General features: G+C 63.2%; 16 protein-coding genes. 10 read left to right on the forward strand and 6 right to left on the reverse strand.

Annotation, left to right across the window (positions count from 1 at the left end; all coding sequences use genetic code 11):
- Window positions 1–167: 167 nt before the first annotated feature.
- Window positions 168–830, reverse strand: coding sequence for a LexA family transcriptional regulator (locus tag AC04SH_RS29925; RefSeq protein WP_477234632.1), 663 nt, complete (start codon window positions 828–830; stop codon window positions 168–170).
- Between the two features lie 80 nt (window positions 831–910).
- Between AC04SH_RS29925 and AC04SH_RS29930 the strand changes: the two genes are divergently transcribed.
- From AC04SH_RS29930 to AC04SH_RS29940, 3 genes are all read left to right on the forward strand, one after another.
- On the forward strand, window positions 911–1,279 hold the full coding sequence (locus tag AC04SH_RS29930) for a hypothetical protein (protein ID WP_488577675.1): 369 nt from the start codon (window positions 911–913) through the stop codon (window positions 1,277–1,279).
- 83 nt (window positions 1,280–1,362) lie between these two features.
- A complete protein-coding gene (locus AC04SH_RS29935; RefSeq protein ID WP_488577676.1) occupies window positions 1,363–2,055 on the forward strand; it encodes a GcrA cell cycle regulator in 693 nt (230 codons plus the stop codon).
- A gap of 301 nt (window positions 2,056–2,356) precedes the next feature.
- A complete protein-coding gene (locus AC04SH_RS29940; protein WP_488577677.1) occupies window positions 2,357–2,956 on the forward strand; it encodes a DUF6456 domain-containing protein in 600 nt (199 codons plus the stop codon).
- Between the two features lie 72 nt (window positions 2,957–3,028).
- Here the strand turns inward: AC04SH_RS29940 and AC04SH_RS29945 are convergent, their stop codons facing one another.
- Together AC04SH_RS29945 and AC04SH_RS29950 are read right to left on the reverse strand one after the other, a co-directional pair.
- The gene (locus tag AC04SH_RS29945) at window positions 3,029–3,349 is read right to left on the reverse strand and encodes a hypothetical protein (protein ID WP_488577678.1); all 321 of its coding nucleotides are present in this window, start codon (window positions 3,347–3,349) and stop codon (window positions 3,029–3,031) included.
- Window positions 3,350–3,600: 251 nt separating this feature from the next.
- Window positions 3,601–4,863, reverse strand: coding sequence for a DUF763 domain-containing protein (locus AC04SH_RS29950; protein WP_488577679.1), 1,263 nt, complete (start codon window positions 4,861–4,863; stop codon window positions 3,601–3,603).
- 182 nt (window positions 4,864–5,045) lie between these two features.
- On the opposite strand from AC04SH_RS29950, the gene AC04SH_RS29955 reads away from it, so the two are divergent.
- From AC04SH_RS29955 to AC04SH_RS29965, 3 genes are all read left to right on the forward strand, one after another.
- The gene (locus AC04SH_RS29955) at window positions 5,046–5,912 is read left to right on the forward strand and encodes an ATP-grasp domain-containing protein (protein ID WP_488577680.1); all 867 of its coding nucleotides are present in this window, start codon (window positions 5,046–5,048) and stop codon (window positions 5,910–5,912) included.
- A 207-nt stretch (window positions 5,913–6,119) separates the two neighbouring features.
- A complete protein-coding gene (locus AC04SH_RS29960) occupies window positions 6,120–6,761 on the forward strand; it encodes a peroxiredoxin-like family protein (protein WP_477234620.1) in 642 nt (213 codons plus the stop codon).
- A gap of 172 nt (window positions 6,762–6,933) precedes the next feature.
- Complete coding sequence (locus AC04SH_RS29965; RefSeq protein WP_488577681.1) at window positions 6,934–7,815, forward strand: transglutaminase family protein; 882 nt, start codon at window positions 6,934–6,936, stop codon at window positions 7,813–7,815.
- Between the two features lie 302 nt (window positions 7,816–8,117).
- On the opposite strand, the gene AC04SH_RS29970 is transcribed toward AC04SH_RS29965, so the two are convergent.
- Window positions 8,118–10,058 carry an acyltransferase family protein gene (locus AC04SH_RS29970; RefSeq protein WP_488577682.1) on the reverse strand — a complete coding sequence of 647 codons (1,941 nt, stop codon included), beginning with the start codon at window positions 10,056–10,058 and terminating at the stop codon, window positions 8,118–8,120.
- A gap of 490 nt (window positions 10,059–10,548) precedes the next feature.
- Here AC04SH_RS29970 and AC04SH_RS29975 point away from each other — a divergent pair, with 490 nt between their 5' ends.
- The gene (locus AC04SH_RS29975; RefSeq protein WP_488577683.1) at window positions 10,549–10,902 is read left to right on the forward strand and encodes a cupin domain-containing protein; all 354 of its coding nucleotides are present in this window, start codon (window positions 10,549–10,551) and stop codon (window positions 10,900–10,902) included.
- A gap of 62 nt (window positions 10,903–10,964) precedes the next feature.
- Here the strand turns inward: AC04SH_RS29975 and AC04SH_RS29980 are convergent, their stop codons facing one another.
- The gene (locus AC04SH_RS29980; protein ID WP_488577684.1) at window positions 10,965–11,258 is read right to left on the reverse strand and encodes a hypothetical protein; all 294 of its coding nucleotides are present in this window, start codon (window positions 11,256–11,258) and stop codon (window positions 10,965–10,967) included.
- A gap of 195 nt (window positions 11,259–11,453) precedes the next feature.
- Window positions 11,454–11,645 carry a hypothetical protein gene (locus AC04SH_RS29985; RefSeq protein WP_488577685.1) on the reverse strand — a complete coding sequence of 64 codons (192 nt, stop codon included), beginning with the start codon at window positions 11,643–11,645 and terminating at the stop codon, window positions 11,454–11,456.
- A gap of 167 nt (window positions 11,646–11,812) precedes the next feature.
- Between AC04SH_RS29985 and AC04SH_RS29990 the strand changes: the two genes are divergently transcribed.
- From AC04SH_RS29990 to AC04SH_RS30000, 3 genes are all read left to right on the forward strand, one after another.
- On the forward strand, window positions 11,813–11,986 hold the full coding sequence (locus AC04SH_RS29990; protein ID WP_477234610.1) for a hypothetical protein: 174 nt from the start codon (window positions 11,813–11,815) through the stop codon (window positions 11,984–11,986).
- Between the two features lie 42 nt (window positions 11,987–12,028).
- Entirely contained in the window at window positions 12,029–12,511 is a 483-nt protein-coding gene (locus tag AC04SH_RS29995) for a pyridoxamine 5'-phosphate oxidase family protein (RefSeq protein ID WP_488577686.1), read from the forward strand.
- 100 nt (window positions 12,512–12,611) lie between these two features.
- Window positions 12,612–12,815, forward strand: coding sequence for a hypothetical protein (locus tag AC04SH_RS30000; RefSeq protein ID WP_488577687.1), 204 nt, complete (start codon window positions 12,612–12,614; stop codon window positions 12,813–12,815).
- Window positions 12,816–13,395 lie beyond the last annotated feature (580 nt).

Consider the following 13,395-nt stretch of genomic DNA (forward strand, 5'->3'; position numbering starts at 1 on the left):
CCCTGCTGGCGCTGATCTTGGCAAATTACTGAGGTCTGGATGCAAGGGCGGAGACAAACAGGGCGTGCGGCAGCGTTCCCTCCCCCTTGTGGGGAGGGTTAGGGTGGGGGTCTTCTTCGTAAAAACTCATATGCGATAGCCCTGCCCTCGAGGGGGGAGATTAGCCCTCACATATCGATCATCGAGCGCTTCACCCGGCCGATGATGGTGATGGCGCCTTCCAGGGCCGGCGGCGGGATGTCCATGTAGGAGGCCGGCTGGAAGGGCGGGTTCTCGTTGGGGCGATAGCGCTTGTAGGTGGCCTGGCCGCTTTCGTCGGAAATGACGTAGCAGCCATTGGTCACCAGCCGCTTGTCGCGCAGATTGACGAAGATGATCGAATCCGGCGGCGAGATCTTGTTCATCGACGGACCGTCGACGCGCAGCGCAATCCACTGGCCCTGCTCGAGATCGGTGGTGGGGATGGTCGGATAGTCGCTGAGATTGACCACCATGTCCTGGCTGCCGAGTTCGCCGGCGCTGATCCACGAGACGATGGGCACGTCGACCGTGGCCAGCGACGGCATCGGGATCTGCCGGCCCGCCTCGTCAAAGCCGAAATGGCCGCCCGAATGGCTGCTGCTCTCGCCATTGAACAGTAGCCAGCCGGGGTCGACGCCGAACAGGCGGCCGTATTTCTCCGCCGCCTTGCGCGACAGCGGCCGGTTGCCGTTCTCGTGGCTGATCAACGTGTTCTTGTTGATGTCGCGCAATGCCCGCGCGGCGTCGCTTGGCGAGGCATAACCCGCCTCCGCCCGTGCCTGCTGCAATCTGTGCCTCGGTTCCTGCATCGTACAAATTGCCTGAAATTTATCGTCCAATACGTACGATTTCGCTTGCGTACGTTTCGTACATATCGTACGCTTAGCGCATGATCAAACAAACCGCAAGCGTTTCCGCAGGCATCGTCAGCTTTCTCCAATCGTCCGCGCCGTCCTCCTCCCCGGTCCGGACGCCAACCGGGGCTTTTGCCCCGGATCCGGTCAGCCTCCCCCTGGCGATCGGAACGGCCGGAGCCGCTCCTCTCCCGGCTCCGGCCACCTTTTTGCCTGATGGCGCCGCCGGTGCGCCAAGGGCTGCTTCCGGCGGGCAGGGCATCTCCTGTATCCGCACGGAAGACGGCACTGTCATCCTGTTTGACCGGCTGACGGGGAGGGCGGTTTCCGCCCTCACCAAAGCGGCAGCGGAAGCTGCATTGCAGCATCTCGCCGGCTCCCTGCCGGCCGCCAGCACCGCCTGACGACACCAAACCCGACGTTCTGAACCTTTGCCTTGGCCCTCAGGCCGAGCGCCTGCCTTTGCGCGCAAATCAATGGATCCGACATGACTGCCTATACCGAGACCGAATTGCAGGAGATTGCCGTCTGGCTCAGGGATGGCCTGTCGGCCACCCGTATCGCCGTCCGCTTCACGGCGCTGCGCGGCAGCACGGTCTCGCGCAACGCCATCATCGGCATCGTCCACCGCAACGCCGCGCTGAAGACCATCGGTTTTGCCAATCCCAAGGGCGGCCGATCCGGCGGCCGGCCCAGGAAGAATGCGGCAAGGGCGAGTGCGGCCAACGAGAACACCGCGAGGAAGAATCCGCCGGTGCAGCCGAACAAGCCCGCAAGGCAAGTCGAAGTTTCGAACCGAATCGAGTCGATCAGGCCGCCCGCGAAGCCGGCCAGGCAGGCGCCAGCCAAGCCCCTTCCGCCGGCCCGGCCGGCGCGTTCGATCCCGGGCGAAGGGCGGCTGATGGTCGACGGCGAAATCTATCGCTTCAAGATGCCGGCGCCGCGCCCCGCCGCCATCGGTCGCCAGCCGCATGTCGCCGCCATGCGCTTCATCGACTGCCTGTTCAACCGCTGCCGCGCGCCGCTCGACCTGACGTTGGAGGAAGATCCCGAGAAGGATGCTCCCGGCAGCCGCCCTGCGCCGGACATGCTGTGCTGCGGCCTGCGCACAAGGGCGTTGAAAAGCTATTGCGAATATCATCAGGCGCGCTTCCACCGGCCTGTGGTGGAGGTGGTGTAAGCACCAGTTTCGCCGTGAGCCGATCGCCAAGCGCAACGTATCGGCGCCAATAAGTTGACGAGGCGATGGGCAGCCAAGTTAGCGGGACAGCGCCCCCTCTGTCCTGCCGGACATCTCCCCCACAAGGGGGGAAATTAACAGCACCGCCCACGCTGCCTTCCTTGCGGCGATGGTGATTGGCGAAAGCCGACGTGACATCTGATTTCCCCCCTCGTGGGGGAGATGCCCGGCAGGGCAGAGGGGGGCGCGAAGGATCTCCAACCTTGAAGGCCCAACAACCCAATCCTCACAAGGACCATCGATGAGCAAAAAGACCGCGCAGAAAGCAAAGCCGCCAAAACTGCCCAGGGACGAAGCCGAGCAGGTGCGCATTCGTCGCGAGATCGGCCATGATTTCGCCCTGAAGGATGATCGATTCGGACGCAAGCGGCTCAGCGTCGGTACCGAGGAGGCGCGGCGCGTCTACGAGGTTTCCAATGGCGGTTACACCGCGACCGGTGGTGTCGTGCGGCTGCGCAATGTCGATCCGCTTGTCGGCATCACCTCGCTGACGCGCCAGCAGCGCGAGGCCGGCCAGCGCTTTCGCGATGATTTCGAGCGCGCCTCGCGCGAGGGGCTGAAGCCGATGCCGTGGGAAGAGCGCGTCGACGGCGGGCGCATCAATGGCGGCATTCCCGACCGCGTGCTCAACGCCGGTCGCGCCCATGCCGGCGCCAGTGCCGCATTGGCGCATTGGGAACTGGCCGACGCCGTCCGCAACATCTGCCTCGAAGGCCAGTCGGTGAAGGCGCTTGCCGAGCGTACCGGCGAGGGACGCGATGTGGTGGTGAAGCTGCTGAAGGTCGGGCTGGATCTGCTGGCGGTGCATTACGGGATGATGCTGATGCGCAAGCCACGATAAGGCCGGCGGTCGGCTAAGAGGCAAAAGCGGCCGGCCGGCAAATGCCGGCCGGACCGGTTTACGCTATCGGGATCACCACTCGCAAACGCGGACTTCCTCAACGATCCTGTGATGATGGCGCCAATGCTTGACCAACTCTATGTGGCAGCGGTGATGATGCCTGTGGTACCTGTGGTACCGGTGATACCTGTAGTTGTTATCGTAGACGTCATACTGATAGTAGGGGCGAGGAGCGAAGCGATCGCCGTAGTAGTCGCGATATCCGCCATTGTAGTAATCGTCATAGTAGCCGTTACCGATGCCGATGACGACGCGCCCGCCGGCATTCGCCGGGGCAACCATCGCCGCCGCTGCGGAGATGGCGATAATCGAAGCAAGCAGGAGCTTTCTCATGGCTGCCTCCTGTTCAAGGTGATCTAATATAACCCCCTGGGCGCGACCTCGTTCCATAATTTTTACGAGAGTGACGGCCCCTGCGCGCGGTGCATACGGGATGAGGGTAGCCACCGTCGCCACCTGTCGGCATCATCCCTCGATTTTTGAACCCTTCGCCACCCCAGCCGCCAATCGGCATGTGAACCAGCAGGGGAACGTATAGAAACAGGCAGTTGGGACGGTTCAGTGAATCAATCTCTGAAGCTGCTCTAGACGCCTTTCTTGCCAACCTCCGGCGCCTTCTCCCACCCAAACACACTGCGCCCGCCAAGCAGATGCGACTGGTCGAACTCGCCGGCGACGATCTCTTTCAGGCTCGGCCCGGTGACGTAGCGCTCCAGCCGCCGCGCTTCGCCATCCAGCCGCTTCAGCGCGCCGAGCTCTTCCTCGCGGCCGAGCTTGGCCTTGCCGACGGCTGATTTCAGCACCGCGATCGTCTCGTCATAGACTTTCAGCGGCACCGGGAAGGGGTGCCGGTCCTTGCCGCCATGGGCGAGCGAGAAGCGCGCCGGGTCGGAGAAGCGGCAAGGCGCGCCGTGCACCACTTCGGCCACCATGGCCAGCGCCCGCACGGTGCGCGCGCCGACTCCGGGCACCAGCAGCAGTTCGGGAAAATTGGCCGGCCCGCTTTCGATGGCGGCGGAAATGTTGCCGTGCAGCCGGTGCATGACGATGTCGCTCTCGCGCACGTCGTGATGCGCCGGCATTACGAGGTTGGGCAGCATCGGCTGAGCCGCGGGTTTCGCAGGCGGTACTTTCGACGGCGGCTCCAGCACGGCAAGCTCGTCCAGGATCCGCTCCGGGCTCATGGTCTTCAACAGTTCGAGCTGCCCGGTTCGCGACGGCTCGGCGCGGTGGTCGGTCAGGTTGACGATCTCGCCCTGGGCCTCGCCCTCGATCGCCGCATGAGGCTGGTCGACGAAGCTGGTCAGCCCTTCCGACAGCCAGTGGTAGCGGCGCGCCTGGCGGCTGTCGCCGTTCATGCCTTGCTGCACCACCACCCAGCGGCTGTCGTCGGTGACGATGAAGCCGTGCAGATAAAGGTCGAAACCGTCCTGCACGGCGGCGCTGTCCACCTTGGCGACCAGGCGGCTGGCGGTGGCGAGCGCCGCGCCATCGATGCCGACGCGCTCGCCGATCGCCGTCAGTTCCTGCGGCGTCTTGCGCGAATGCACGCCGCGCCCGCCGCAGACATGGATGCCGAGCTCGCGCGACATCGAATTCAGCCCGCGCTTCAGCGCGCCGACGACCGAGGTGGTGATGCCTGAGGAGTGCCAGTCCATGCCCATCACGGCGCCAAAGGACTGGAACCAGAAGGGATGCGCCAGCCGCCGCAACAGCTCGTCGCGGCCATAGTGATGGATGATCGCCTCGCACAGCACCGCGCCCAGCCGTGTCATACGATCGCCCAACCATTTCGGCACCCGCCCGCCATGCAGCGGCAGGTCCGCACTGCCGCTTCGCTGCGTCAAAATCTTGTTCTCCGTGGCTAGGTGCGCACCGGCTGCGCGCCTGAGATCTAGATGGCATCTGGGTGGAGATTTGCAAGCGTGGTGGGTGCAGCGCTTTTCGCTTGGTTGTCCCCGCCGGCACCCATCCTTGCGATCCCACCAAAACCGTTTGAATATGCGCGTCGCCGCTTGGGGGAGCACACGTGGCGCACATCGCTGTGGTCACGCATGAATATGACCGGTTCCAGACGCCGTGGCACCCGCTGCGCCGGCGCGACAGCCCGTACATGCTGTTCGACATCCTGGCCGAGCTCAAGCGGCGCGGCCACCGAGTGAGGCGGCTTTGCGGCCTGTCGCAACCGCCCGATGCCGATCTCGCCATCCTGCATGTCGACGCCACCATCGTGCCGCAAGCCTATGTCGACTATGCCGCCCGCTTTCCGTTCTGTCTGAACCTTGCTGTCTCAGACATTTCCAAGCGCCGCATCAGCCAGGCGCTGCTGCGCGACGGTGACGGCTGGCGCGGGCCGGTGATCGTCAAGAGCAACCTCAACCACCACGGCCTGCCCGAAGCTCGCTTCAATCTGCGCGCCGCGCGCCATGGTCGCGAAATGCCCTTTCCCGGCGCGCGCGAAATGCCCCGCTATGAGGTTTTCGCCGCGCGTGGCGACGTGCCTCCCGAGCTGCTCGAACGGCCCGATCTGGTGGTGGAAAAATTCATCCCGGAAATCGTCGCCGATGGTTTCGGCACCCGCATCTGGGTGTTCTGCGGGACCCGCGAACGCTGCGCGCGCTATGTCTCGCCCAACGCCGTGGTGAAAGCCTCCGAGACGATAAGGCGCGAGCCGGTGCCGGTGCCCGACGAGATGCGCCTTCTGCGCCAAAAACTCGGCTTCGACTACGGCAAGTTCGATTTCGTCATCCACCGGGGCCAGCCAGTGCTGCTCGACGCCAACCCGACGCCCGGCCGCCCGAGAAGCGTGCGCTCCATGCTGGTGGAGGCGGCGGCGAATTTGGCGGATGGGTTCGAGGGGATGATGGGCCGTTGTGTTGTCCCATGGCGCGGATGAGACGACCCGCCGTTTACCGCAGCACTCGAGACGGCTTGCGAAACGGGCGACCCGCAGATGCTTTTTTTGTGTTATGATGCGCTTGCAGTGCACGCAATCTCGACCTCGGCAAAATGGCAGAGGTCGAAAGCTTTTTTGTCTTGGCGCCCCGGCACGGGCTCAACTCCGAAACGCTGGGTGTGCTTATCCGGGGCGAGGAGGTTGTCCATGTCCACGAGTAGTGTCGACCGCCCACTGCAGCCGGGCGACCGGGCGCCGAATATTGTGCTCGATGCGATCTCCCGCGAAGGCAAAATCGCGCTGGACGATTTTCGAGGCCGAAGCCCGTTGTTGATCGGTTTGTTTCGAGGCCTGCACTGTGCCTTCTGTCGGCGCAATGTCGCGGCAATGGCGCAACTCGAGCCGGCCCTGCGTGAGAGAGGCGTCGAATGCCTGGCGGTGGTCAATACGCCGGTCGAGCGGGCGCGGCTCTATTTCCGTTACCATCCGGCACCCGACCTTCTCGCCGCATCCGACCCGGAGCGGGCCTCACACCGTGCTTTCGGATTGCGCGAGCTCGGGATGGACAAGGTCATGGGGATCCGGATCCATCTCCCGGGCGAGTTGCCCGAGCCTATGGACCCCATGGCAATGGACGAGTTTCTCAACAAGAAGGAGGGGTATGAGATTATGGAAGCCGATCAGCAAATGATGGCTTCCGCCAAGGAGCTGCTTGTCGGTCAGTTCCTTATCGACCGAGGGGGCGTTGTACGCTGGAGCTTCACTGAAGTTCTGGAGGATGGCCTCAATACGTTCAGGGCACCGAATCCCGAGGAATTGATGTCGGCAGCTTCCCAGGTTGCACATTAACAGGCTGTCAGAGGCCGACGTTCGCGCCTTAGGAACGGCGCCAGCGCCATCCGATCGCGCGAGGGTCGCCTGCGCGAAAACACTCCGCGCATGCCCCCCAAACCCGCCCCATCGGCTGCACCCCCAAAACACTATATGATCGCGCCGCAATTGAATTTGCCGACGGATGCCGATGCCGATTTTTTCAGTCAAGCACACGACCGTCTATCGCTATCGCCAGCCCGTGAGCTTTGGCGAGCATCGGGTGATGTGTCGGCCGCGCGACAGTTTTGATCAGCGGCTGCTGGACCATGCTTTGTCCGTGGACCCCGAACCGAAGGCGGTTGGCTGGATCCATGACGTTTTTGGCAATTGCGTTGCGGTGATCGATTTCGAGGGTTCGGCCAAGGAACTCCGTTTCGCCACAGACATCCGGCTCGATCACACGCCGCAGCATGCGCCTGATTTCCGCATCGATGAGGCCGCGCTGAATTATCCATTCTCCTACGATCCCGACGAGGCGGCCGACCTCGCTCAGACCATGGAGCGCCATCATCTCGACGACGGCGACGAGGTCGGCAAATGGGCGCGCCAGTTTGTCAGTGCCACGGGACACACCGAGACCGGCAAATTGCTGATGACGCTCTGCTACGCCATCCACGAGAGCTTCGTCTATTCCCGGCGGGTCGAAACCGGGACGCAGCCGCCGCTGATGACCTTGCATCTGCGCAAAGGCACATGTCGGGACTTTGCGCTTTTCATGATGGAGGCGGTTCGCTCGCTCGGCTTTGCTGCCCGCTTCGTGACCGGCTACGTCTATGTGCCGAGCCGCGACAGTACCGAAATCCGCGGCGGAGGCTCGACGCATGCCTGGTGCCAGGTCTACCTGCCTGGCGCCGGTTGGGTCGAGTTCGATCCCACCAATGGCATTGTCGGCAACCGGGATCTGATCAGGGTGGCCGTCGCCAGGCATCCCGGGCAAGCCATACCGCTTTCTGGAAGCTACTCCGGCAGTGCCTCGAGTTTCCTGGGGATGACCGTTGAGGTGAAGGTGACGAAGGAAACCGGCGCATAGGCTCCCTCCGGCGTGGCCAGCCTGGCGTTCGGATATTGGCCGCCGACAACGCTGGAGCCGGGTGAGAGGTGTTCCAGCCTGGAGAGCACCTCCCACCCGCATTGCCCGATCCGGGAGGGGACGGATCGGAGCAATGTGACCTCTCCCTCGAGCAGAAAGGTCAGGCCGCCAGCGCCCCCGCTGTTCTCATCTAACGCCTTAAAGCCCGCCGCACTGAACGGTTTCAGTCGACGCCCTTTAAGTCTTTGTTTCCATGCATGTCGTTGTCCCAAAAACCGCTGCACACTTTTGGGCGACATGCATCAGAACAGCGCCTTCTCCACCACCGGCTCCAGCGATTCCGCAAACGGCGTCGCCAGATGGTGGCGGTCGCGGTACGCGAGTTTGCCGTTGATGAAGGCGTGGCAGGTGTTCTGGTCGCAGAACTGGCTGGTCAGGTCGATGTAGCTGGCGCCGGGAATGGCGCGCACGATGTCGCGCTCCATCGCCGCGCCGGCGTCGTTGGCGGCCTCAGTCCGCTTCTGGTCGCACATGGACGGCGTCTGCCCGCGCCACAGCGCACGCGCCACGCAGGTGTCGACATGGTCGTCGTTGAACGGCACGTCGCGGATGAAGGCGACCTTCAGCCCGGCCTTGCTGAACGCTTCCAGCGTCGCGCGCAGGCCAGCCCGCGCGTCGGCATCCCGGCTTTCGGGCATCTGCATGCCGACCGACATCTTGCGCAAACTCGTCTGCGCGATCTCCGAAATCACCACCAGGCTCGGCCGTGCCGCGATGATCTGCCTGATCGATCGCTCGCGCCACTGATCGCACTCGGTGTAGTCGCGTTTCAGCTTGCTCACCCAGACCGTCATCCGCGAGGCCCGGCAGGACGATTTGAGCCAGGTGACGACCTTGGTGTCGTTCTTCTCAGCCGCCTCGATCAGCGGCGTCGACCAGTGGTCGGCATGCGAGTCGCCAAACAGCGCAATCGTGCGCCCGGCGGTTTGGGTCCCGAACATGCAGGCTTTTGGCGTCACCGTCTCATAGCTGAGAACGCAGCCGGCCTCTCGGGCAGTGGAGGGGCGCGCCGCACTGGCGGCGATGCTGCGCTGCTGCGGATCGAGATCGTGGACGACAAGCCTGGCATTGGCATAGGCGGCTGCGACGCCGGTGCCGGTGAGGAGGACGGCCGGCACCAGCGCCCGCGCCGCATTGGCCATCAGCCAGCCGTTGCGGCGGATCGGGTTTTCGATGAAGTGGTAGGTAAACAGCGACAGCACCAGCGTCAGCGCCATGCAGCCGAGCCGCTGCAGCGGCGAAAGCTCGGGCACCAGCGTCGCGGCAAAGACGATCACCGGCCAATGCCAGAGATAGAGCGAGTAGGAGAGCTTGCCGACCCACTGCAGGGGCGGCAGCGCCAGGACGGCACTGGGGCCATTCCTGACGCCGGCCGCTCCCGCCAGCAGCAACAGCACGGTTCCAGCCACCGGCATCAGCGCCATGAAGCCGGGGAAGGGGGCGTCCTCGGTAAAGGAGAGATAGGCGCCGGCGATGAGCGCCAGGCCGAGCCATGCCAGCGGCGCCGCGAGAAGCGGGCGGTCCTGCCAGAATTTTTGCGGCAGCATGGTCGCCAACCCGCCGGCGGCGAATTCCCAGGCGCGCAGCGGCGAGAAATAGAAGGCCCAGGGCTGCGCCATGGTGGTGAGCCAGGCACAGACGGCGAACGAGATGAGGCCGGCAATGCCGATCACCAGGATCGCGCCGCGCTTGCCGGGGCGCAGCCATGCCGCCAGCACAAGCAGCGCCGGCCAGGCGAGATAGAACTGTTCCTCCACCGACAGCGACCAGAAATGGATGAACGGGTTGCTGGTCGCATCCGCCGCGAAGTAGTCGAACGACCAGCGGATCAGCCACAGATTGATCATGTAGGCCGAGGCATACATGGCGCCCTTGGAATAGAGCGACTGTTCCTCCGGCGACAGGATGAAGGCACCGGCCACCAGCGTGGCGAGGATGACGAACAGCGACGCCGGCAAAAGCCGCCTGGCGCGCCTGGCATAGAAGCGCCACAGGTTCAGCCGGCCGGTCTCGGTGATCTCGGCGAGCAGATGACGGGTGATCAGATAGCCCGAGATGACGAAGAAGATGTCGACGCCGACAAAGCCGCCGGGCAGGCCGGTGAGGCCGAAATGGAAGGCGATGACACCGGCAACCGCCAGTGCGCGCAATCCTTCGATATCGGGCCGGAACGATGCTGACACGGTGAAACCTCGTCCTGTCGCATGACCCCGGACCGAAGTCCGCCTGGCCGAGATGCCGTAACATCTCGCCGGGATCACACGTGCTGCGACGTCCCTGCGCGCCGGAATGGACGCGTGGGGCCGTAGCCGTTGACAGCCCGCCCGATGCAAAGACTCGACCCTGCAGGCTGATATCGCAATGCAACAAATCTATCGCGGTGCAACATTGAGGGAGATGAACTGCCGATCTCCCCTTGACGGGGAGATGGCCGCCAAGCGGCCAGAGGGGGTCGGTTCGACCGGACTCGGCCTAATCCAGCAGGTGAAGGCTGGCGCTTCACGCGCGGGGACCCCCTCTGTCGCCTTCGGCGACATCTCCCCCTCAAGGGGGGAGATTACCTCCCCGCCACCTTCGCCAATCTCCGACATTTGCGGTCGGCCCTTGCGTTGCCCCTGTCATGCGCATCGGCTATCCAACCGGCAGCCAATGCCGGCGGAACGGAGCCCTCCCATGACCAACACCACAATCCTCAAATTCGGCGCCGTCGAGCATGCCGATGGCGAAGACCTGCCGGGCTGGATTGCGGTCGAGGGCAGGCCGACCATGCAGACCGCTGTGCAGCATACCACCGCCGACGGCAAGGTGATGTCGGGCACCTGGCGGGCCTCGCCCGGCACTTACCACGCCACCTACACCGACTATGAGTTCGTGCACATGATCGCCGGCCGCATCATCATCACGCCGGATGGCGGCACCCCGGTCGAGGTTGGCCCCGGCGATGCGTTCGTGGTCGAAGCCGATTTCAAGGGAACCTGGAAGATCCTCGAGCCGGTGACCAAGCACTTCGTCGTCAGGCTCGCCTGAAGACCGCGCATAAAAATGGCGGGCATTTCCGCCCGCCATCTGAATCTTGGCGTTGGCCGCGCCTAGTTGGCGCCGCCGAGCTGCTTGGTCATCTTGCAGAAATCGTCATGCGACTTGGCGATCGCCTCGTCGCCGCATTCCTTGGTCATCCCGGCGCGGTCTTCTTCCTTCATCGCCAGCCAGGCGGTCTTGAATTCTTCCGCGGGCCGCATGGTCTTCATGCCGGCATCGGTGAAGAAGGGGGACATCTTCGCCGGATCGTCGAGCGCCGAGGTGCCGGTGGTGGTGCCGGCGAATGCTGCGCCGGTCATCATCGTAAGCGCCATCGCGCCGATGCAAAGCTTCTTGATGTTCATGATATTTCTCCTGATTGCCTTCGGATGGTTCCAAGCAGCGATCGGAGGAAGAACGGAACCGGCGGGGGTAAGGTTCCACAAACTTGCTAAAATGGGGAATAATGTTGCCCCACAACCAAGGGCGGATAAAATGTTTTTCCAAAGTGAAGCTTTCGCGCGCCGCGCAGAAAGCCGGCTGATGGACAAGTCGCCTGACTATCTCTGGATGATCCTGTTGAGGGTGCTTTCATCCGCATCTTCATGGCCGGTGAGTTCGCGCAGCAAATCCCGCGCATGCTGAATCCAGTGCCGCTCGGCAATCTGCCCTTCGACGACCGATAGCCTGAAAGCACTTCTTACAATGTCGAAGTCGTGCGCGGATAGGAGCGGTGTGGTGTGGTCTTGCATCGTATGGCTCCTGCAGGGCGGGAGTACGATGTACGCTCTCAAGACCGGTGCCCGTTACATGGCCGTCGACACCTGTGTCATAGGCCCTATCAGGACATTAGCGAGTCATCTGGTCGCGACGGAACCGATCACTGCCTCCGGCGGTTGTGTCCGGAGGAAGGCGGCCCATGGCCCTCACGGTTCGAACCACACTCTGCGAAATCCGCGACGACCTCCATGCCTTGCGCAGGACGGTGGCGGCGCGCGGCCAAATCGAGACCATCCAGGCCATCGATGCGCTGATCGGCGTCGCCGAGTCGGAGGCGGTCCGGGCCATCAGGCGCATCGATCTCGCAGCCTGATTTTTCAACGCAAACACTCAACGAGTATCGACGGGAGGAACAATGGACATCAGGGAGATGACGCAGCAGGAATGCACCACGATGCTGAAGTCGGCCAGGCTCGGCCGGCTGGCCTGCGTCCGCGACAACAGGCCTTACGTGGTGCCGATCCATTTTGCCTTCGGCGACAATTTCATCTTCAGTTTCTCGCTGCCGGGCCAGAAGGTCGAATGGATGCGAGAGAACCCGCATGTCTGCCTGCAGGTCGACGATGTAGGCACCGTTCATGGCTGGAAGAGCGTTGTCGTCGACGGGCTGTTCGAGGATCTGCCCAAACCACCCGCGCTCGACAGAACGATTCCGGCCAGGGATCAGCAGATCCCTGCGTCCAATCATGACCGGGAATTTGCCTGGTCGCTGCTGCAGAAGCACGCCAATTGGTGGGAGCCGGGAGCATTGAAACCCGGCCAGCAGGCCGGATCGGGCAGCCATCTGTTCTACCACATCAGGATCGAGACGATGTCGGGGCGGCAGGCATATCGCTAGACGACTGCCCGGGAGGACGATGGGCACCAGTCGCGGCGAGACGGGATCTGGAACGTCTTGGCGCTCGAACGCGTTTACGTCCATCAGGGAGTATCACAAAATGGCCATTCAAACGGATTACCGGACGAATAGAGCCGACTATGCGATTGCAGCAAAGCCGAAGCTGACTGGCACTGCTGTTGCGGCTGAGGCGAAAAAGAAGGCGGCGCGACTTAGCGATCAGCTTAACGATCAGCGGTCCGCCAGGCTGTCAGCAAATCCATCGGATACATCGGACAAGCCCAAGGCCCGGCCGCGCGGTTAATTTTCGGAGCCCAACGCCGCCGCCTGCTTCCCAGGCGCAAAAAAACCCGCTTCCGGAGGGGGAGGGAGGCGGGTTCTTTAACGACCGAGCGCTTTGGGACGCCCGATGTATCCAATGAACGCATCAGCAAGGCGTTTGTTCCACGTTGATCGTATGAATTCGCCGGTATCGGGCAGGGCCGTTGCTCATCGGGGAGGAGCCGTCGCCTAAACGCGGTGTCGCCACCGATCGGCAATTTCGAGATGCCAGGAGGACACAAAAAAGCCCACGCCTCCGGCGGAGGACGCGGGCCGATCGGGCGGCGTGCGGGAACCAAAGGCTCCGGACTGGGCGATGATCTCTGTTGTCAGTACCAGCGTCCGCGGCCGTAAAAGCCACCGCCGCCGAGTAGTAGAACAATAAGAACGATGACGAGAATTGTGGTGATATCCATATTCGTCTCCTATGCGGCGCCACCGTTCGGCGTATGCCGCTCTTGCCTGACCAGTGACTTGTGTCTGCCGTAAACCGGGTGGCCTAACGAAAACCAAAAAAGCTCATAATCGCCAGCACAATAACGACGGCTCCGACCAACCAAATA

The organism is Mesorhizobium sp. CNPSo 4688 (genome assembly GCF_057784295.1).

Coding starts and splice junctions, on each gene's coding strand:
- AC04SH_RS29925 (WP_477234632.1), bottom strand. CDS start 830: ATGCAGGAACCGAGGCACAGATTGCAGCAGGCACGGGCGGAGGCGGGT.
- AC04SH_RS29930 (WP_488577675.1), top strand. CDS start 911: ATGATCAAACAAACCGCAAGCGTTTCCGCAGGCATCGTCAGCTTTCTC.
- AC04SH_RS29935 (WP_488577676.1), top strand. CDS start 1,363: ATGACTGCCTATACCGAGACCGAATTGCAGGAGATTGCCGTCTGGCTC.
- AC04SH_RS29940 (WP_488577677.1), top strand. CDS start 2,357: ATGAGCAAAAAGACCGCGCAGAAAGCAAAGCCGCCAAAACTGCCCAGG.
- AC04SH_RS29945 (WP_488577678.1), bottom strand. CDS start 3,349: ATGAGAAAGCTCCTGCTTGCTTCGATTATCGCCATCTCCGCAGCGGCG.
- AC04SH_RS29960 (WP_477234620.1), top strand. CDS start 6,120: ATGTCCACGAGTAGTGTCGACCGCCCACTGCAGCCGGGCGACCGGGCG.
- AC04SH_RS29965 (WP_488577681.1), top strand. CDS start 6,934: ATGCCGATTTTTTCAGTCAAGCACACGACCGTCTATCGCTATCGCCAG.
- AC04SH_RS29975 (WP_488577683.1), top strand. CDS start 10,549: ATGACCAACACCACAATCCTCAAATTCGGCGCCGTCGAGCATGCCGAT.
- AC04SH_RS29980 (WP_488577684.1), bottom strand. CDS start 11,258: ATGAACATCAAGAAGCTTTGCATCGGCGCGATGGCGCTTACGATGATG.
- AC04SH_RS29985 (WP_488577685.1), bottom strand. CDS start 11,645: ATGCAAGACCACACCACACCGCTCCTATCCGCGCACGACTTCGACATT.
- AC04SH_RS29990 (WP_477234610.1), top strand. CDS start 11,813: ATGGCCCTCACGGTTCGAACCACACTCTGCGAAATCCGCGACGACCTC.
- AC04SH_RS29995 (WP_488577686.1), top strand. CDS start 12,029: ATGGACATCAGGGAGATGACGCAGCAGGAATGCACCACGATGCTGAAG.
- AC04SH_RS30000 (WP_488577687.1), top strand. CDS start 12,612: ATGGCCATTCAAACGGATTACCGGACGAATAGAGCCGACTATGCGATT.